General features: G+C 69.4%; 15 protein-coding genes. 12 read left to right on the top strand and 3 right to left on the bottom strand.

Annotated features, from left to right (window positions below; genetic code table 11):
• Positions 1–3 precede the first annotated feature (3 nt).
• The gene (locus ACFFU4_RS04040) at positions 4–624 is read right to left on the bottom strand and encodes a LysE family translocator (protein WP_377067305.1); all 621 of its coding nucleotides are present in this window, start codon (positions 622–624) and stop codon (positions 4–6) included.
• On the bottom strand, positions 621–1436 hold the full coding sequence (locus ACFFU4_RS04035) for a uracil-DNA glycosylase (RefSeq protein WP_377067303.1): 816 nt from the start codon (positions 1434–1436) through the stop codon (positions 621–623). Before ACFFU4_RS04035 ends, ACFFU4_RS04040 begins: the two co-directional genes overlap by 4 nt.
• A 157-nt stretch (positions 1437–1593) precedes the next feature.
• On the opposite strand from ACFFU4_RS04035, the gene ACFFU4_RS04030 reads away from it, so the two are divergent.
• From ACFFU4_RS04030 to ACFFU4_RS04005, 6 genes are all read left to right on the top strand, one after another.
• Positions 1594–2535 (top strand): aspartate carbamoyltransferase catalytic subunit, encoded by a 942-nt coding sequence (locus ACFFU4_RS04030; protein ID WP_377067301.1) that lies wholly within the window; start codon positions 1594–1596, stop codon positions 2533–2535.
• Entirely contained in the window at positions 2532–3065 is a 534-nt protein-coding gene (locus tag ACFFU4_RS04025) for a hypothetical protein (RefSeq protein WP_377067299.1), read from the top strand. The genes ACFFU4_RS04030 and ACFFU4_RS04025 overlap by 4 nt, the downstream gene beginning before the upstream one ends.
• Complete coding sequence (locus ACFFU4_RS04020; protein ID WP_377067297.1) at positions 3062–3514, top strand: hypothetical protein; 453 nt, start codon at positions 3062–3064, stop codon at positions 3512–3514. Before ACFFU4_RS04025 ends, ACFFU4_RS04020 begins: the two co-directional genes overlap by 4 nt.
• Positions 3515–3647: 133 nt before the next feature.
• A complete protein-coding gene (gene pyrC / locus ACFFU4_RS04015) occupies positions 3648–4928 on the top strand; it encodes a dihydroorotase (protein WP_377067295.1) in 1281 nt (426 codons plus the stop codon).
• The gene (plsY, locus tag ACFFU4_RS04010) at positions 4928–5539 is read left to right on the top strand and encodes a glycerol-3-phosphate 1-O-acyltransferase PlsY (protein WP_377067293.1); all 612 of its coding nucleotides are present in this window, start codon (positions 4928–4930) and stop codon (positions 5537–5539) included. Before pyrC ends, plsY begins: the two co-directional genes overlap by 1 nt.
• Positions 5540–5562: 23 nt before the next feature.
• A complete protein-coding gene (locus tag ACFFU4_RS04005; RefSeq protein ID WP_377067291.1) occupies positions 5563–5916 on the top strand; it encodes a DUF805 domain-containing protein in 354 nt (117 codons plus the stop codon).
• On the opposite strand, the gene ACFFU4_RS04000 is transcribed toward ACFFU4_RS04005, so the two are convergent.
• Positions 5907–7298: a tetratricopeptide repeat protein gene (locus tag ACFFU4_RS04000; RefSeq protein ID WP_377067811.1), complete on the bottom strand. Its 1392-nt coding sequence runs from the start codon at positions 7296–7298 to the stop codon at positions 5907–5909. The two genes, ACFFU4_RS04005 and ACFFU4_RS04000, sit on opposite strands and share 10 nt — an antisense overlap.
• A 198-nt stretch (positions 7299–7496) precedes the next feature.
• On the opposite strand from ACFFU4_RS04000, the gene ACFFU4_RS03995 reads away from it, so the two are divergent.
• The 6 genes from ACFFU4_RS03995 (at position 7497) to ACFFU4_RS03970 (ending at position 12338) form a co-directional block, all read left to right on the top strand.
• Positions 7497–7874, top strand: a complete 378-nt coding sequence (locus ACFFU4_RS03995) for a nuclear transport factor 2 family protein (RefSeq protein WP_377067289.1) — start codon at positions 7497–7499, stop codon at positions 7872–7874.
• A 219-nt stretch (positions 7875–8093) separates the two neighbouring features.
• On the top strand, positions 8094–8714 hold the full coding sequence (gene rpsD, locus ACFFU4_RS03990) for a 30S ribosomal protein S4 (protein ID WP_377067287.1): 621 nt from the start codon (positions 8094–8096) through the stop codon (positions 8712–8714).
• A 112-nt stretch (positions 8715–8826) separates the two neighbouring features.
• Complete coding sequence (gene hisC, locus ACFFU4_RS03985; RefSeq protein WP_377067285.1) at positions 8827–9912, top strand: histidinol-phosphate transaminase; 1086 nt, start codon at positions 8827–8829, stop codon at positions 9910–9912.
• Positions 9909–10826, top strand: a complete 918-nt coding sequence (locus ACFFU4_RS03980; protein WP_377067283.1) for a prephenate/arogenate dehydrogenase family protein — start codon at positions 9909–9911, stop codon at positions 10824–10826. The genes hisC and ACFFU4_RS03980 overlap by 4 nt, the downstream gene beginning before the upstream one ends.
• Before the next feature lie 137 nt (positions 10827–10963).
• Entirely contained in the window at positions 10964–11296 is a 333-nt protein-coding gene (locus ACFFU4_RS03975) for a hypothetical protein (RefSeq protein WP_377067281.1), read from the top strand.
• A 337-nt stretch (positions 11297–11633) separates the two neighbouring features.
• Positions 11634–12338 carry a TetR/AcrR family transcriptional regulator gene (locus tag ACFFU4_RS03970; RefSeq protein WP_377067279.1) on the top strand — a complete coding sequence of 235 codons (705 nt, stop codon included), beginning with the start codon at positions 11634–11636 and terminating at the stop codon, positions 12336–12338.
• The last annotated feature ends 1 nt before the right edge of the window (position 12339 follow it).

Raw genomic sequence — 12339 nt, 5'->3', positions numbered from 1 at the left:
GTGTCAGCTCCTTGGCATGAGGGCGAGGCGAGCGGCGAGGGTGGCGAAGATCCCCGCCGAGACAAGGCCCAGCCCGCGCGCGAGCCGGGGCGAGGCGGCGAGGCGGCGGCCAAGCCCGCCGGCGAACACCCCGACCGCGCCGTTGATGACGAACCCGCCCAGCGCCAGCACGAGGCCGTAGACGAGGAATTGCGGCAGGATGGCGCGGGCGGGATCGACGAATTGCGGCACGAAGGCGAGCACGAAGAGGATCACCTTGGGATTGAGCAGGTTGACCACCATCCCCTCGCGAAAGGCGCGGGCCGCGCCCATGGCGCGGGCCTCTGCCCGGACCGGCCCTTGCCGCAGCGCGCCACGGGCCAGCCACAGCAGGTAGGCCACGCCCAGCCAGCGGATCACGTCTAGCGCCAGCGGAAACGCGGCGATGGCGGCGGCGAGGCCGAGGCCCGCCGCCGTGACGTGCACCATGCCGCCCGCCGAGATGCCCGCGCTCGCGGCGGTGGCCGGTCGCGGGCCGCTGCGCAGGCCGAGGCCGAGGCAGAACATCATGTCCGCCCCCGGCGTGAGGTTGAGCGCCAGCGCGGCGGGGACGAAGGCCAAGAGCGTGAGCGGCTCGACGATCATGCGCCGCCCCCGTCGAGCCGCGCGCGGAGCGCCAGCAGGTCGGCCCATGCCTCGCGCTTGGCCGCCGGGTTGCGCAGCAGGTAGGCGGGGTGGAACATCGGCAGGGCGGGCTTGCCATACGCCTCGGCCCATTGCCCGCGCAGCCGCGTGATGCCGCGCCGCCCCAGACCGGCCTCGCAGCTAATGTTGCCCATCAGCACCACGAGATCGGGCGCGGCGAGCGCGACGTGCCGCTCCATGAAGGGGCGCAGCATGGCGATTTCCTCTCGACCGGGATCGCGGTTCTGCGGCGGGCGCCAGGGCGAGATATTGGTGATGTAGAGCGCCGAGCCGGCGTCCGCATCGCCGCGCGACAGGCCGATGGCGGCGAACATCCGGTCGAGAAGCTGCCCGGCACGGCCCACGAAGGGGCGGCCTTGCAGGTCCTCGTCGCGGCCCGGGGCCTCGCCGATGATCATCACCCGCGCCGCCGGGTCGCCATCGGCAAAGACGAGGTTGCGCGCGCCATGCCGGAGGTCGCAATGCGAATAGGCCCCGAGCGCCGCGCGCAAGCCGTCGAGCGTGGCCGCAGAGGCGGCGGCGGCCTGCGCCGCGGACACGGCATCGCCGTCGCGGGCGGGGCCGGGCGCGGCAGCCGCTTGTGCAGCGGCGGGGGTTGCCGCCGGTGCCGCCGGTGCTGCCGGGGGGCGGGCCGTCTTGTCCGGCAATTCGTAGCGGTTGACCGGCGCATCGCCGATTGCCTCGGTCGCGCCAAGCTCGATTTGCCAGGCGAGGCTTGCCAGCGCCGTCTCGGGGGTGAGTGCCGAATCCATGCGGTCAGGCTACCGTGCGGCAGTGGCGGGGGAAAGGGGCGGGCGGCGGTGCGGCGGCAAGGTCGAATGAGTATTTGTACCATGAAGAAGCCCGGTGCCGCCGCTTGCCCCTGCGACAGCGGCTTTCTATAAGCGGGGAAACGGCATCGGAGGCGGCATGGCATTTCCGCACGCGCATCTTCTCGGGATCGAGCCGCTCGCCCCCGGCGACATCACTGCCATCCTCGACCTTGCCGAGGACTATGTCGCGCTCAACCGCAGCGCGGCCAAGCACCGCGACGTGCTGGCGGGGCTGACTCAGATCAACATGTTCTTCGAGGCCTCGACCCGGACGCAGGCCAGCTTCGAGCTGGCCGGCAAGCGGCTCGGCGCGGATGTCATGAACATGGCGATGCAGGCCAGTTCCCTCAAGAAGGGCGAGACGCTGATCGACACCGCGCTGACGCTCAACGCCATGCATCCCGATCTGCTGGTGGTGCGCCACCCGCATTCCGGCGCCGTGGACCTGCTGGCGCAGAAGGTGCGCTGCGCCGTGCTCAACGCCGGCGACGGGCGTCACGAGCACCCGACGCAGGCGCTTCTGGATGCGCTGACCATCCGGTATGCCAAGGGGCGGCTGCACCGGCTCAACATCGCGATTTGCGGCGATATCGCGCATAGCCGCGTGGCGCGGTCGAACATCCTTTTGCTGGGCAAGATGGAGAATCGCGTGCGCCTGGTCGGGCCGCCGACGCTCATGCCCTCGGGGATTGCCGAATTCGGCGTCGAGGTGTTCGACGACATGAAGGCGGGGCTGGAGGGCGCGGACGTGGTGATGATGCTGCGGCTGCAGCGCGAGCGGATGGATGGCGGCTTTATCCCCAGCGAGCGCGAGTATTACCACCGGTTCGGCCTCGATGCCGGGAAGCTGGCCTATGCCAGGGAGGATGCCATCGTGATGCATCCCGGCCCGATGAACCGCGGCGTCGAGATCGACGGCGAGATCGCCGACGACATCAACCGCTCGGTGATCCGGGACCAGGTGGAGATGGGCGTGGCGGTGCGCATGGCGGCGATGGAACTGCTGGCGCAGGGCCTGCGGGCGCGCCGCGCGGCATGAGCACGCAGATTTCCATCCCGGCGCAGGAAGCGCATGTGGTGCGTGTCTTTTCGGTGATCGAGGAGGCGGGCGCTCCGATGGATGACGCGGCGGTGATGGCGGCGCTGGGGGCCGACCGCGATCTGGAGGCGGGCGAGATCGAGCTTTTCGGCCTCGGCGACCTTGGGTCGATGCCGCTGTCGGAGTATCTGGCGGAGGGGCACGGGATCGCGGAGGCGGACCTGGCCCCGATGCGCGGGCAGATCGACGGGTTGCGGGGCCGGGTGCTGATCGTGCCGTCGCGGGCCTTCGGGGGGCGGGCGACGGTGCTGCGCCCGGGGCGGGGCCTGCGCCTCGTGGCCCGGTTCGAGGAGGATGTGGCCCCGGTGAGTTTCGATCCGCTGCCCGCGGGCGGGGCGGCGGGCAGCGTCGCGCCCGCCACCCGATCCGCGCGGCCCGTGCGCCGCCCGGCGTGGCTGGCGGCGCTGGTGTTCTTTGCCGGGATTGCGGTGCTGCTGGCGCTGGCGGTCTGGCTGATGGTGACGCGATGACCGAGGGGCCCGTCCATTCCATGGTGCCGACCACACCGCTTGCTGAGGGCGAGCGCGTCGTTGTGAGCTTTCACCCCGACCGGGCGGCCTATCTGCGCGATCACGCGTGGCTTGCGGCGGGCGCGATGGCGCTGGGCATGGCAATTCTCTGGGCCATCGGCAACAGCCATGTCTGGACCGGGGCCGTGGGCGGGCTCGCGGCGGTCATGGTGCGGGGGGGCTACCTCGCCTCCGAGGAGTTGCAAGCCCGCTGGGACCTGACCGACCGCCGCCTTCTCGGCCCGTCGACGCGGGCGGTGCGGCTGGCTGAGATCGCGACGGTGCGGGGGTTGGGCAGCGCGGTGCAGGTGGTCACGCGGACCGGTGACAAGCACCTCATCAAGTATCAGGCCGACCGGGCGGGCGTGGAGGCACGCCTGCGCGCCGCCGCCGGTCTGCGGGAGGGCTGAGCCATGCAGGAGCCGAAGGACCCGCGCATGTCCGGCAGGATCGCGATGGCCGCGCTCGCGGTGATCGCGGCGCTGACGGTGGTGATGGTATGGGTGGCGGGATGAGCGACATATGAGGCAAGGACCGGATGGCATGACCACGACCCTCTTTACCAACGCCCGCCTGATCGACCCCGAGGCGGGGACGGATGCGCCCGGCTGGCTCCTGATCGACGGGGGTGTGATCGCCGGGCGGGGCTGTGGCGAGGACAGGCCGCAGGCCGAGATCGTGGTCGATTGCAGTGGGCAGTGTCTGGCCCCCGGTATCGTCGATATCGGGGTCAAGGTCTGCGAGCCGGGCGAGCGGCACAAGGAGAGCTATCGCTCTGCCGGGCTGGCGGCGGCGGCGGGGGGCGTCACCACGATGGCCACAAGGCCCGACACGGCCCCCGCGATCGACAGCCCCGAGGTGCTCGAATTCGTGGCGCGCCGCGCCAATGAGGCCGCGCCCGTCAACGTCCTGCCCATGGCCGCGCTGACCAAGGGGCGCGAGGGGCGCGAGATGGTCGAGATCGGGTTCCTGATGGATGCGGGGGCCGTGGCCTTCACCGATTGCGACCATGTGGTGCGCGACACCAAGGTGCTGGTCCGGGCGCTGAGCTATGCGCGCAGCCTCGGCGCGCTGGTGATCGGGCACTGCCAGGAGCCGGGGCTGAGCGCCGGGGCGGCGGCGACGAGCGGCAAGTTCGCCAGTCTGCGTGGTCTGCCCGCCGTGTCGCCGATGGCCGAGCGGATGGGGCTCGACCGCGACATCGCGCTGCTGGAGATGACGCAGGCGCGCTATCACGCCGACCAGATCACCACCGCGCGCGCGCTGCCCGCGCTGCAGCGGGCCAAGCGAAACGGGCTGGACATCACCGCGGGCACCTCGATCCATCACCTGACGTTGAACGAACTCGACGTGTCGGACTATCGCACCTTCTTCAAGGTCAAGCCGCCGCTCAGGTCCGAGGAGGACCGGCAGGCGGTCACGGAGGCGGTGCGCGAGGGGCTGATCGACATCATCAGTTCCATGCACACGCCGCAGGACGAGGAGAGCAAGCGCCTGCCCTTCGAGGCGGCGGCGAGCGGGGCGGTGGCGCTGGAGACGCTGTTGCCCGCCGCGCTGCGGCTCTACCATGCCGAGGCGCTGGACCTGCCGACGCTGTGGCGCGCGATGTCGCTGGGCCCGGCGCGACGGCTGGGGCTGGAGGCGGGGCGGCTTGCCACGGGCGCGCCTGCCGATCTTGTGCTGTTCGACCCCGGCAAGCCCTTCATCCTCGACCGGTTCGCGCTGCGCTCGAAATCCAAGAACACGCCGTTTGACGGGGCGCGCCTGCAAGGCAGGGTCAGCGCCACCTATGTTGCCGGCACCCGCGTCTACGAGGCCCCCTGATGCCCCATGTCGAGAGCACCGCAAGCATCCTGATCCTGTGGGCCGGGCTTGGCTACCTGCTCGGCTCCATCCCGTTCGGCATGGTGCTGGCGCGGGTGATTGGGCTGGGCAACCTGCGCGAGATCGGCTCGGGCAATATCGGGGCCACCAACGTGCTGCGCACCGGCAACAAGGCGGCCGCTGCGCTGACGCTGCTGCTCGACGGCGGCAAGGGGGCGGCGGCGGTGCTTTTGGCGCGGGCGATGGCGGGCGAGGACGCGGCGCAGGTGGCGGGTCTCGCGGCCTTTGCCGGGCATTGCTATCCGGTCTGGCTGCGGTTTCAGGGCGGCAAGGGAGTGGCGACGTTCCTCGGGCTGCTGCTGGCGCTCGCGTGGCCGGTGGGGATCGCTGCCTGCCTGACATGGCTGGCCACGGCGGTTGTGGCGCGCATCTCGTCGCTGGCCGCATTGGTGGCGGCGGTACTGGCGCCGGTCTGGGCGCTGATGCTGGGACACGGCGCGGCGGTGGTGCTGGCGGTCTGCCTCGCGGCGCTGATCCTGTGGCGGCACCGCGGCAACATGGCGCGGCTGCGCGCGGGCACCGAGCCGCGCATCGGGCAGAAGGACAGCTAACCGGAGAAACGGAGTTTCGAGACATGGATTTCATGACGGCGGTCAAGACGGTTCTCGCGGAGAACTATGTCAATTTCGAGGGGCGCGCGCAGCGCTCCGAATTCTGGTGGTTCACACTTTTCATCATCATCGTAAACGCCGTGTTGCAACTGCTCCTGGGCGAGATCGTCGCGTTGATCTTTGCGCTGGCCGTGCTGTTGCCGGGCCTCGGCGTTGCGGTGCGCCGTCTGCATGATGTGGACCGCTCGGGCTGGTGGTATCTACTGGTGCTGATCCCGGTGATCGGGGCGCTGATCCTGATCTTTGCCTTCTTCATGCATCGCGGCACGGCAGGCGACAACCGCTTCGGCCCCGATCCGCTGGCCGGTCAGGGCTGAGGCGGGGCCGCCCCGCCGCCTGGAAGCCCGGCACGCCGCAGGCACGCGCGCAGCCCCTCCATCCGCTCTGCATCGCGGTAGGGCACGCGGTCGAGATCCGCGCGCGAGAGGCCGGGGAGAACGACGCGTGCGGCGCGCACCGTGTCTGCCGCGGTCTCTTGCCGTCCGGTTTGCGCCTGGCTTGCGGCCAGCAGGAGGTGGCCCAGATACCAGCGCGGCATCCGGTGTACGGCGCGCCCGGCCCACCCGGCGGCCTCGTCGAATCGGCCGGCGGCGTAATGCGCCAGGGCGAGTCCGGTGAAGCGGAAGAAGATGCTGGGATCGCGCGGGTTGGAGCGCATGGCAATCTGCTGGCGGGCAATGGCCTCGTCGCTGCGGCCCACGAGCGCCAGGGCCGTTCCGAGACTGCCATGGGCCAGCGAACAGTTGGGGTTGAGTTCGACCGCGCGTTCGAGGGCGGCGATCGAGGCGTCGTGGCGATGCAGGCCCCATGCGCTGATGCCATAGGCCCAGTGCGCATATTCGTTGGTCCCGTCCAGTTCGGTTGCGCGGCGCGCGAGGCCATGGGCGCGGGTCATCGTCTTGCGGTAATCGGCGGCAAAGCCCATCAGCGCATCGTGATGGTGGATGAGCGACAGCACCATGGTTGCCTCGGCGCTTTCGGGATCGCGGTCGAGCGCGCGGTCCAGCAGCCATCGCGCGGTGGCAAAGCTGTCGGGTGTGAAATCGTAGAGCAGGTGCCAGCCGCGCATGGTCAGGTCCCATACCGTGAGATCGGGGCGCGCGGCGCGTTCGACAGGCTCGGCGATGGTGGTCAGGTGCAGGCGGGTCAGGATCGAGGCCACCACGTTGCGGGTGATCTCGTCCTGGAGCGTGAACACATCCGCCAGGTCGCCGTCGTAGCGCTCGGACCAGACATGTCCGCCGCTCGTCCCGTCGAGGAGTTGCGCTGTGACGCGGACCCGCGCGCCCGCGCGGCGCACGCTTCCCTGAAGAATGAAGCGCACGCCGAGATCGGCGGCGATACGCCGGGTGTCCACGGCCTGACCGCGATAGGTGAAGCTTGTGTTGCGTGCGATCACGAACAGCCAGGGCGAGCGCGACAGCGCGGTGATGATATCGTCGGTGATCCCGTCCGAGAAATACCGCTGCCCGGGATCGTCGGACATGTTGTCGAAGGCCAGCACCGCGATCGAGGGTTTCTCGGGCAGCGGCGGGGCGGAGCCGGGCGCGGGAAGCAGGTGTCGGTGCAGGTCGAGCTTCGAGGACACGCCGAGCTTGCGATAGATCGTCGAGAGATGGGTGCGCACGGTGGAGGGCGCGATGTTCAGCCGCGCGGCGATCTCCTGATAGGTCTCGCCCGCGGCATAGGCGCACGCGATCTCGGCCTCTCGCCCGCTCAGCGGCTGCGGTGTTTCGTCTGCCCCGTGCAGGATCCTGCCCCCGTTGTCGCGCCACCCGGTGCGGTGCGTGCCGCATGATACTGCATCTGGACGGGGAGAAATACAGCATCTGCCGGATGTCCCCGCACCCCCGGCGCGGCTAGTCTGATGGTACGAACTCTGGGAAGGGAGATCATAATGGACGTGACAGGGATTTCGACGGCGGCCATCGTGGCGCGCGGCTGGGACGCGGTGGCGCGCGGCGACTGGGATGCGCTGGTGGCGGACTATACCGAGGACATGGTGTTCGTGATGCCCGGGCAGGACGACGTGCTCGCCGGGCGGGCGGCGTTTCGGGCCGCGCTCGACGGGCTCGGCGCGCTGTTGCCCGGCGGGTTCGCCATCGACCGGATCCGCCAGATCGGTGACGGTGCGGAGGTGGTCTCGGTGCTCGACTGGCATTGCGACCGCCTCCCCGGCGGCAGCCAGCTTGCCGTTCTGTTCCGCTTTGATGGCGGCAAGGTGGCCGAGGAGCGCTGGTTCGTCGATACCGAGCAGTGGAAAGCGGCGTTCTGAAACCGGGGACGGGCGGGGGCGCTGCCCCCGTCGCGCGTCCGCGCGACTCCCCCGGAGGTATTTGGACCAGGAAGAAACCGGGGCTGCGCGGGTGGTTGACAGCGCGGGCGCTGGGTATATAAGCGCGGCTTCATTGGTGTTGGCGGCCCCCGCAAGGGGATGCCTGTCGGGAGCAATCCAGAGGACAACGCCCTTCGACATATCAGAAGGAGATCAGCCGTGACCAAACGCACGTCTGCCAAGTACAAGATCGACCGCCGCATGGGCGAAAACATCTGGGGCCGCCCCAAGTCGCCGGTCAACCGCCGCGAATACGGCCCCGGCCAGCATGGTCAGCGCCGCAAGCAGAAGATGTCCGATTTCGGCCTGCAACTGCGCGCCAAGCAGAAGCTCAAGGGCTATTACGGCGATCTGACCGAGAAGCAGTTTCGCCGCATCTATGCCGAGGCCGAGCGCGTGCGCGGCGACACCGGCGAGCTTCTGATCGGCCTGCTGGAGCGCCGTCTCGACGCGGTGGTGTACCGCGCCAAGTTCGTGCCCACCGTCTTTGCCGCGCGGCAATTCGTGAACCATGGCCACGTGATGGTGAACGGCAAGCGGGTCAACATCCCCTCCTACCGCGTCAGGGAGGGCGACGTGATCGAGGTGCGCGAGAAGTCCAAGCAGCTTGTCTCGGTGCTCGAAGCCGTGCAACTCGCCGAGCGCGACGTGCCCGATTACATCGAGGCCGACCATTCCAAGATGACCGCGACATTCGTGCGCACCCCGGGCCTCGGCGACGTGCCCTACCCGGTGATGATGGAACCCAACCTGGTCATCGAATTCTACGCGCAGAACTGATCGCGCCCTGACAAGAGATTCGGGCCGCGACGGGAAACCGCCGCGGCCCTTTTCGTTCTGGTCAAGCCCCGGTGCCAAAGCTAGAACCGCGCCAACAGGAAAGGCACCGGACATGACCAGGATCACGCCGCAGCCCGGCATCATGCGGATCGCCCCCTACCAGGGCGGCGCGAGCCATGTCGCGGGCGTGGCCGACGTGGTCAAGCTCAGCTCCAACGAGAACCCGTTCGGCGCGCCCGAGGCCGCCCGCGAGGCGGTGCGGCGCAGCGCGCGCGATCTGCACCGCTACCCGTCCACCGATCACGGCGCGCTGCGCACCGCAATCGGCGATGTCCACGGGCTTGATCCCGCGCGCCTCGTTTGCGGGGTGGGCAGCGACGAGATCCTGCACCTGCTGTGCCAGGCCTATGCCGGGCCGGGGGATGAGGTCATCCATACCGAGCACGGCTTTGCCATCTACCGCATCGGGGCGCTGGCCGCCGGGGCCACGCCGGTGGAGGTGCCCGAGACGCGGCGCACCACGGACGTGGACGCGATCCTCGCGGCCTGCACCCCGGCCACGCGTCTGGTGTTCATCGCCAATCCCAACAACCCCACCGGCACGATGATCGCGCCGGACGAGGTGCGGCGGCTGGCCGACGGCCTCCCCGAGGCCGCGCTGCTGGTGCTCGACGCGGCCTATATCGAGTATGTCGAGGGTCACGACGGCGGTGCCGCGCTGGTGGAGGGGCGCGACAACGTGGTGATGACGCGCACGTTCTCGAAGATTTACGGGCTGGGCGGGCTGCGCGTGGGCTGGGGCTATGCGCCCGCCCATGTGGTCGATGTGCTGAACCGCATCCGCGGGCCGTTCAACCTGTCGACCCCGGCGCTCGCCGCCGCCGAGGCGGCGGTGCGCGATGCCGACTGGCTGGCGCGCTGCCGCGACGCCAACACCCGGATGCGCGCGTGGCTGGCCGAGGCGCTTGCCGCGCATGGCGTGCCGTCGGACCCGAGCCACGGCAATTTCATCCTTGCCCGTCTCGGGGATCGTGCCGAGGCGGAAGCCTGCGATGATTACCTGAAGTCGCAGGGGCTGATCGTGCGGCGGGTGGCGGGGTACAACCTGCCGGACTGCCTGCGCATCACCGTCGGCGACGAGGCCGCCTGCCGCCGCGTGGCCCATGCCGTTGGGCAGTTCAGGGACGGCGCGCGATGAGCGTGATCTACGACCGTGTGGCCCTGATCGGCCTTGGCCTCATCGCCTCGTCGATGTTCCATGCCATCCGCCGCGCCGGGGTGGCGCGCGAGGTGACCGGCCATGCCCGCAGCCCCGAGACCCGCGCCATCGCGCGCGAGACCGGTCTCTGCGACCGGGTGTGCGACAGTGCCGCCGAGGCCGCCGAGGGCGCCGATCTGGTGGTGCTCTGTGTGCCGGTGGGGGCAATGGGGGAGGTGGCCGCCGGGATCGGCCCGGTGCTCAAACCCGGGGCCACGGTCAGCGACGTGGGGTCCGTCAAGAAGGCGGTGATCGAGGCGGTCGCGCCCAATCTGCCCGAGGGTGTGCATTTCGTCCCCGCCCATCCGCTGGCCGGGACCGAGCATTCCGGGCCGCGCTCGGGCTTTGCCGAGCTGTTCGACAACCGCTGGTGTCTGATCGTGCCGCAACCGGGCAGCGACCGCGCCGCTGTCGAGCGGCTGGAGACGTTCTGGCAGGCGCTGGGCAGCCACACCGACGAGATGGACGCCGAGCATCACGATCTGGTGCTGGCCGTGACAAGCCACGCGCCGCATCTCATCGCCTATACGATGGTGGGCGTGGCCGACGATCTGCGCCGTGTGACCGACACCGAGGTGATCAAGTACTCTGCCGCCGGGTTCCGCGATTTCACGCGAATCGCGGCATCGGACCCGACCATGTGGCGCGACGTGTTCCTCAACAATCGCGAGGCGACGCTGGAGATTCTCGGGCGGTTCACCGAGGAGCTTTTCGCGCTGCAACGCGCCATCCGCACCGGCGACGGCGATCACCTGCACGCCTATTTCACCCGCACCCGCGCCATCCGGCGCGGCATCATCGAGGCCGGGCAAGACACCGATGCGCCCGATTTCGGGCGGGTGAAGAAGGAGTGAGGCGCGCGGCGGCCCGCGCCGGCGGTGGTTGCACGCCGCAGGGGCAATTTGTCGCCGCCGCCGGACATGACCGGGCAGGGGCCTTGCAATCCGCTTCCGGCCACGTAGATTTGAGGTGACGGCAACGGAGGCTGACCATGCCCAAGCTCATCAAGCTCTACATCACGCAGGTCGCCATCGGTTTCGGTATTGCGGGCGTTTTCGTGGCGCTGCTGCTGTGGTTCGACATCGCCAACCTGTGGCACCTCGTCACCCATAGCAGCGACGGGCCGCTTGCCGTCCTGATCCTTTGGGTGGCCAACGGGATCGTCTTTGCCGGGGTGCAGTTTGCCATCGCGGTGATGCGCATGAAGGACGACGATGACGACGATCATCACGGCGGTCTGGGTCAGCACGTGATGCGGCAGGAATACGCGACGATCCCCGCGCGTGTCGACGCGACGCGCCAACCGCGCCGGCCACGGGCCTGAACGCCGCGATTGCGCCGCTCGACCGGGGAGCCGTGACCCGATCCCTGCCAGCCCGATCGTTGATGTGAACGGGGCAACCGTCGGAGACCGTCTTCGGCGGTTGTTTTCTTTTTGCGCGGGGATGTTTCGCGCGGATATTCTCCACCGACTGCCCCGGTCACGACACCGGGGCGTCTTGGCCTGACGGGACCACGTTGCGTGAAGCGGATCAGGTCGGCGTGACGCCCTGCCTCTCGGTGCTCCCTGAACGTCGCGGCTCCCGGTCTTGACAGGCGCTCGGCATGTCCGTTAAGTTAACACCGTTAAATAAAGTGAATAACGTTATACGGATGACGAGATGCAACCGGACCGACGCGACCGACGCCGCCTTGAGACCCGCGAAGAGATCAAGGACACCGCCCGCGCGCTCCTGGCCGAACAGGGGGCGGCGGGGTTGTCGCTGCGCGCCATCGCGAAGCGGATGGGCATGACCGCGCCGGGGCTCTACCACTACTTCGGCAGCATCAACGACCTGATCACGGCCCTGATCCTCGACGCCTTCACCCGGCTTGCCGAGGCGGTCGAGACAGCGGATGCGGACGCCGCCTCGCGAGGCGGGGCGGAGAGGCTGGCGGCGGTCGCCCATGCGTGGCGGCGCTGGGCGCTCGATCATCCGACCGACTTCCAGCTTCTCTACGGCAGCCCGATTCCCACCTACGAACAGCCCACCGACACCACGTACCCGGCGGCGCGGCGCAGCTTCCTCGTCACCGCCAACATCTTTGCGCAGGCGATCGAGCGCGGCGAGATCGCGCTGCCCGCGGAGTATCAGCAGTTGCCCCCGGAAATCGATCGCGCGCTCGACGCGCTGACCGGGGTGGAGGGGCACGACCTGCCGCCGCAGGCATTGTATCTCGCCGCGATTTCCTGGGCGCGGCTGCACGGGCACATCATGCTCGAGCTCTTTCACCTCATCCAGCCGGTCATCGGCGATGTCGACGCGCTCTTCGCCCACGAGGTGGGCGCGCTCATCCGGCAGGTCGGCTTCACACCAACCGAGTAGG

This window comes from Roseovarius ramblicola (assembly GCF_042430665.1).
Classification (GTDB): domain Bacteria; phylum Pseudomonadota; class Alphaproteobacteria; order Rhodobacterales; family Rhodobacteraceae; genus Roseovarius; species Roseovarius ramblicola.
The sequence above is the reverse complement of the archived record's forward strand: the minus strand, read 5'-3'. Positions and strand labels throughout refer to the sequence as shown.

Coding starts and splice junctions, on each gene's coding strand:
- ACFFU4_RS03995 (WP_377067289.1), top strand. CDS start 7,497: ATGGACGTGACAGGGATTTCGACGGCGGCCATCGTGGCGCGCGGCTGG.
- pyrC (WP_377067295.1), top strand. CDS start 3,648: ATGACCACGACCCTCTTTACCAACGCCCGCCTGATCGACCCCGAGGCG.
- ACFFU4_RS03975 (WP_377067281.1), top strand. CDS start 10,964: ATGCCCAAGCTCATCAAGCTCTACATCACGCAGGTCGCCATCGGTTTC.
- plsY (WP_377067293.1), top strand. CDS start 4,928: ATGCCCCATGTCGAGAGCACCGCAAGCATCCTGATCCTGTGGGCCGGG.
- ACFFU4_RS03980 (WP_377067283.1), top strand. CDS start 9,909: ATGAGCGTGATCTACGACCGTGTGGCCCTGATCGGCCTTGGCCTCATC.
- ACFFU4_RS04020 (WP_377067297.1), top strand. CDS start 3,062: ATGACCGAGGGGCCCGTCCATTCCATGGTGCCGACCACACCGCTTGCT.
- ACFFU4_RS04040 (WP_377067305.1), bottom strand. CDS start 624: ATGATCGTCGAGCCGCTCACGCTCTTGGCCTTCGTCCCCGCCGCGCTG.
- ACFFU4_RS04025 (WP_377067299.1), top strand. CDS start 2,532: ATGAGCACGCAGATTTCCATCCCGGCGCAGGAAGCGCATGTGGTGCGT.
- ACFFU4_RS04005 (WP_377067291.1), top strand. CDS start 5,563: ATGGATTTCATGACGGCGGTCAAGACGGTTCTCGCGGAGAACTATGTC.
- ACFFU4_RS04030 (WP_377067301.1), top strand. CDS start 1,594: ATGGCATTTCCGCACGCGCATCTTCTCGGGATCGAGCCGCTCGCCCCC.
- ACFFU4_RS04035 (WP_377067303.1), bottom strand. CDS start 1,436: ATGGATTCGGCACTCACCCCCGAGACGGCGCTGGCAAGCCTCGCCTGG.
- hisC (WP_377067285.1), top strand. CDS start 8,827: ATGACCAGGATCACGCCGCAGCCCGGCATCATGCGGATCGCCCCCTAC.
- ACFFU4_RS03970 (WP_377067279.1), top strand. CDS start 11,634: ATGCAACCGGACCGACGCGACCGACGCCGCCTTGAGACCCGCGAAGAG.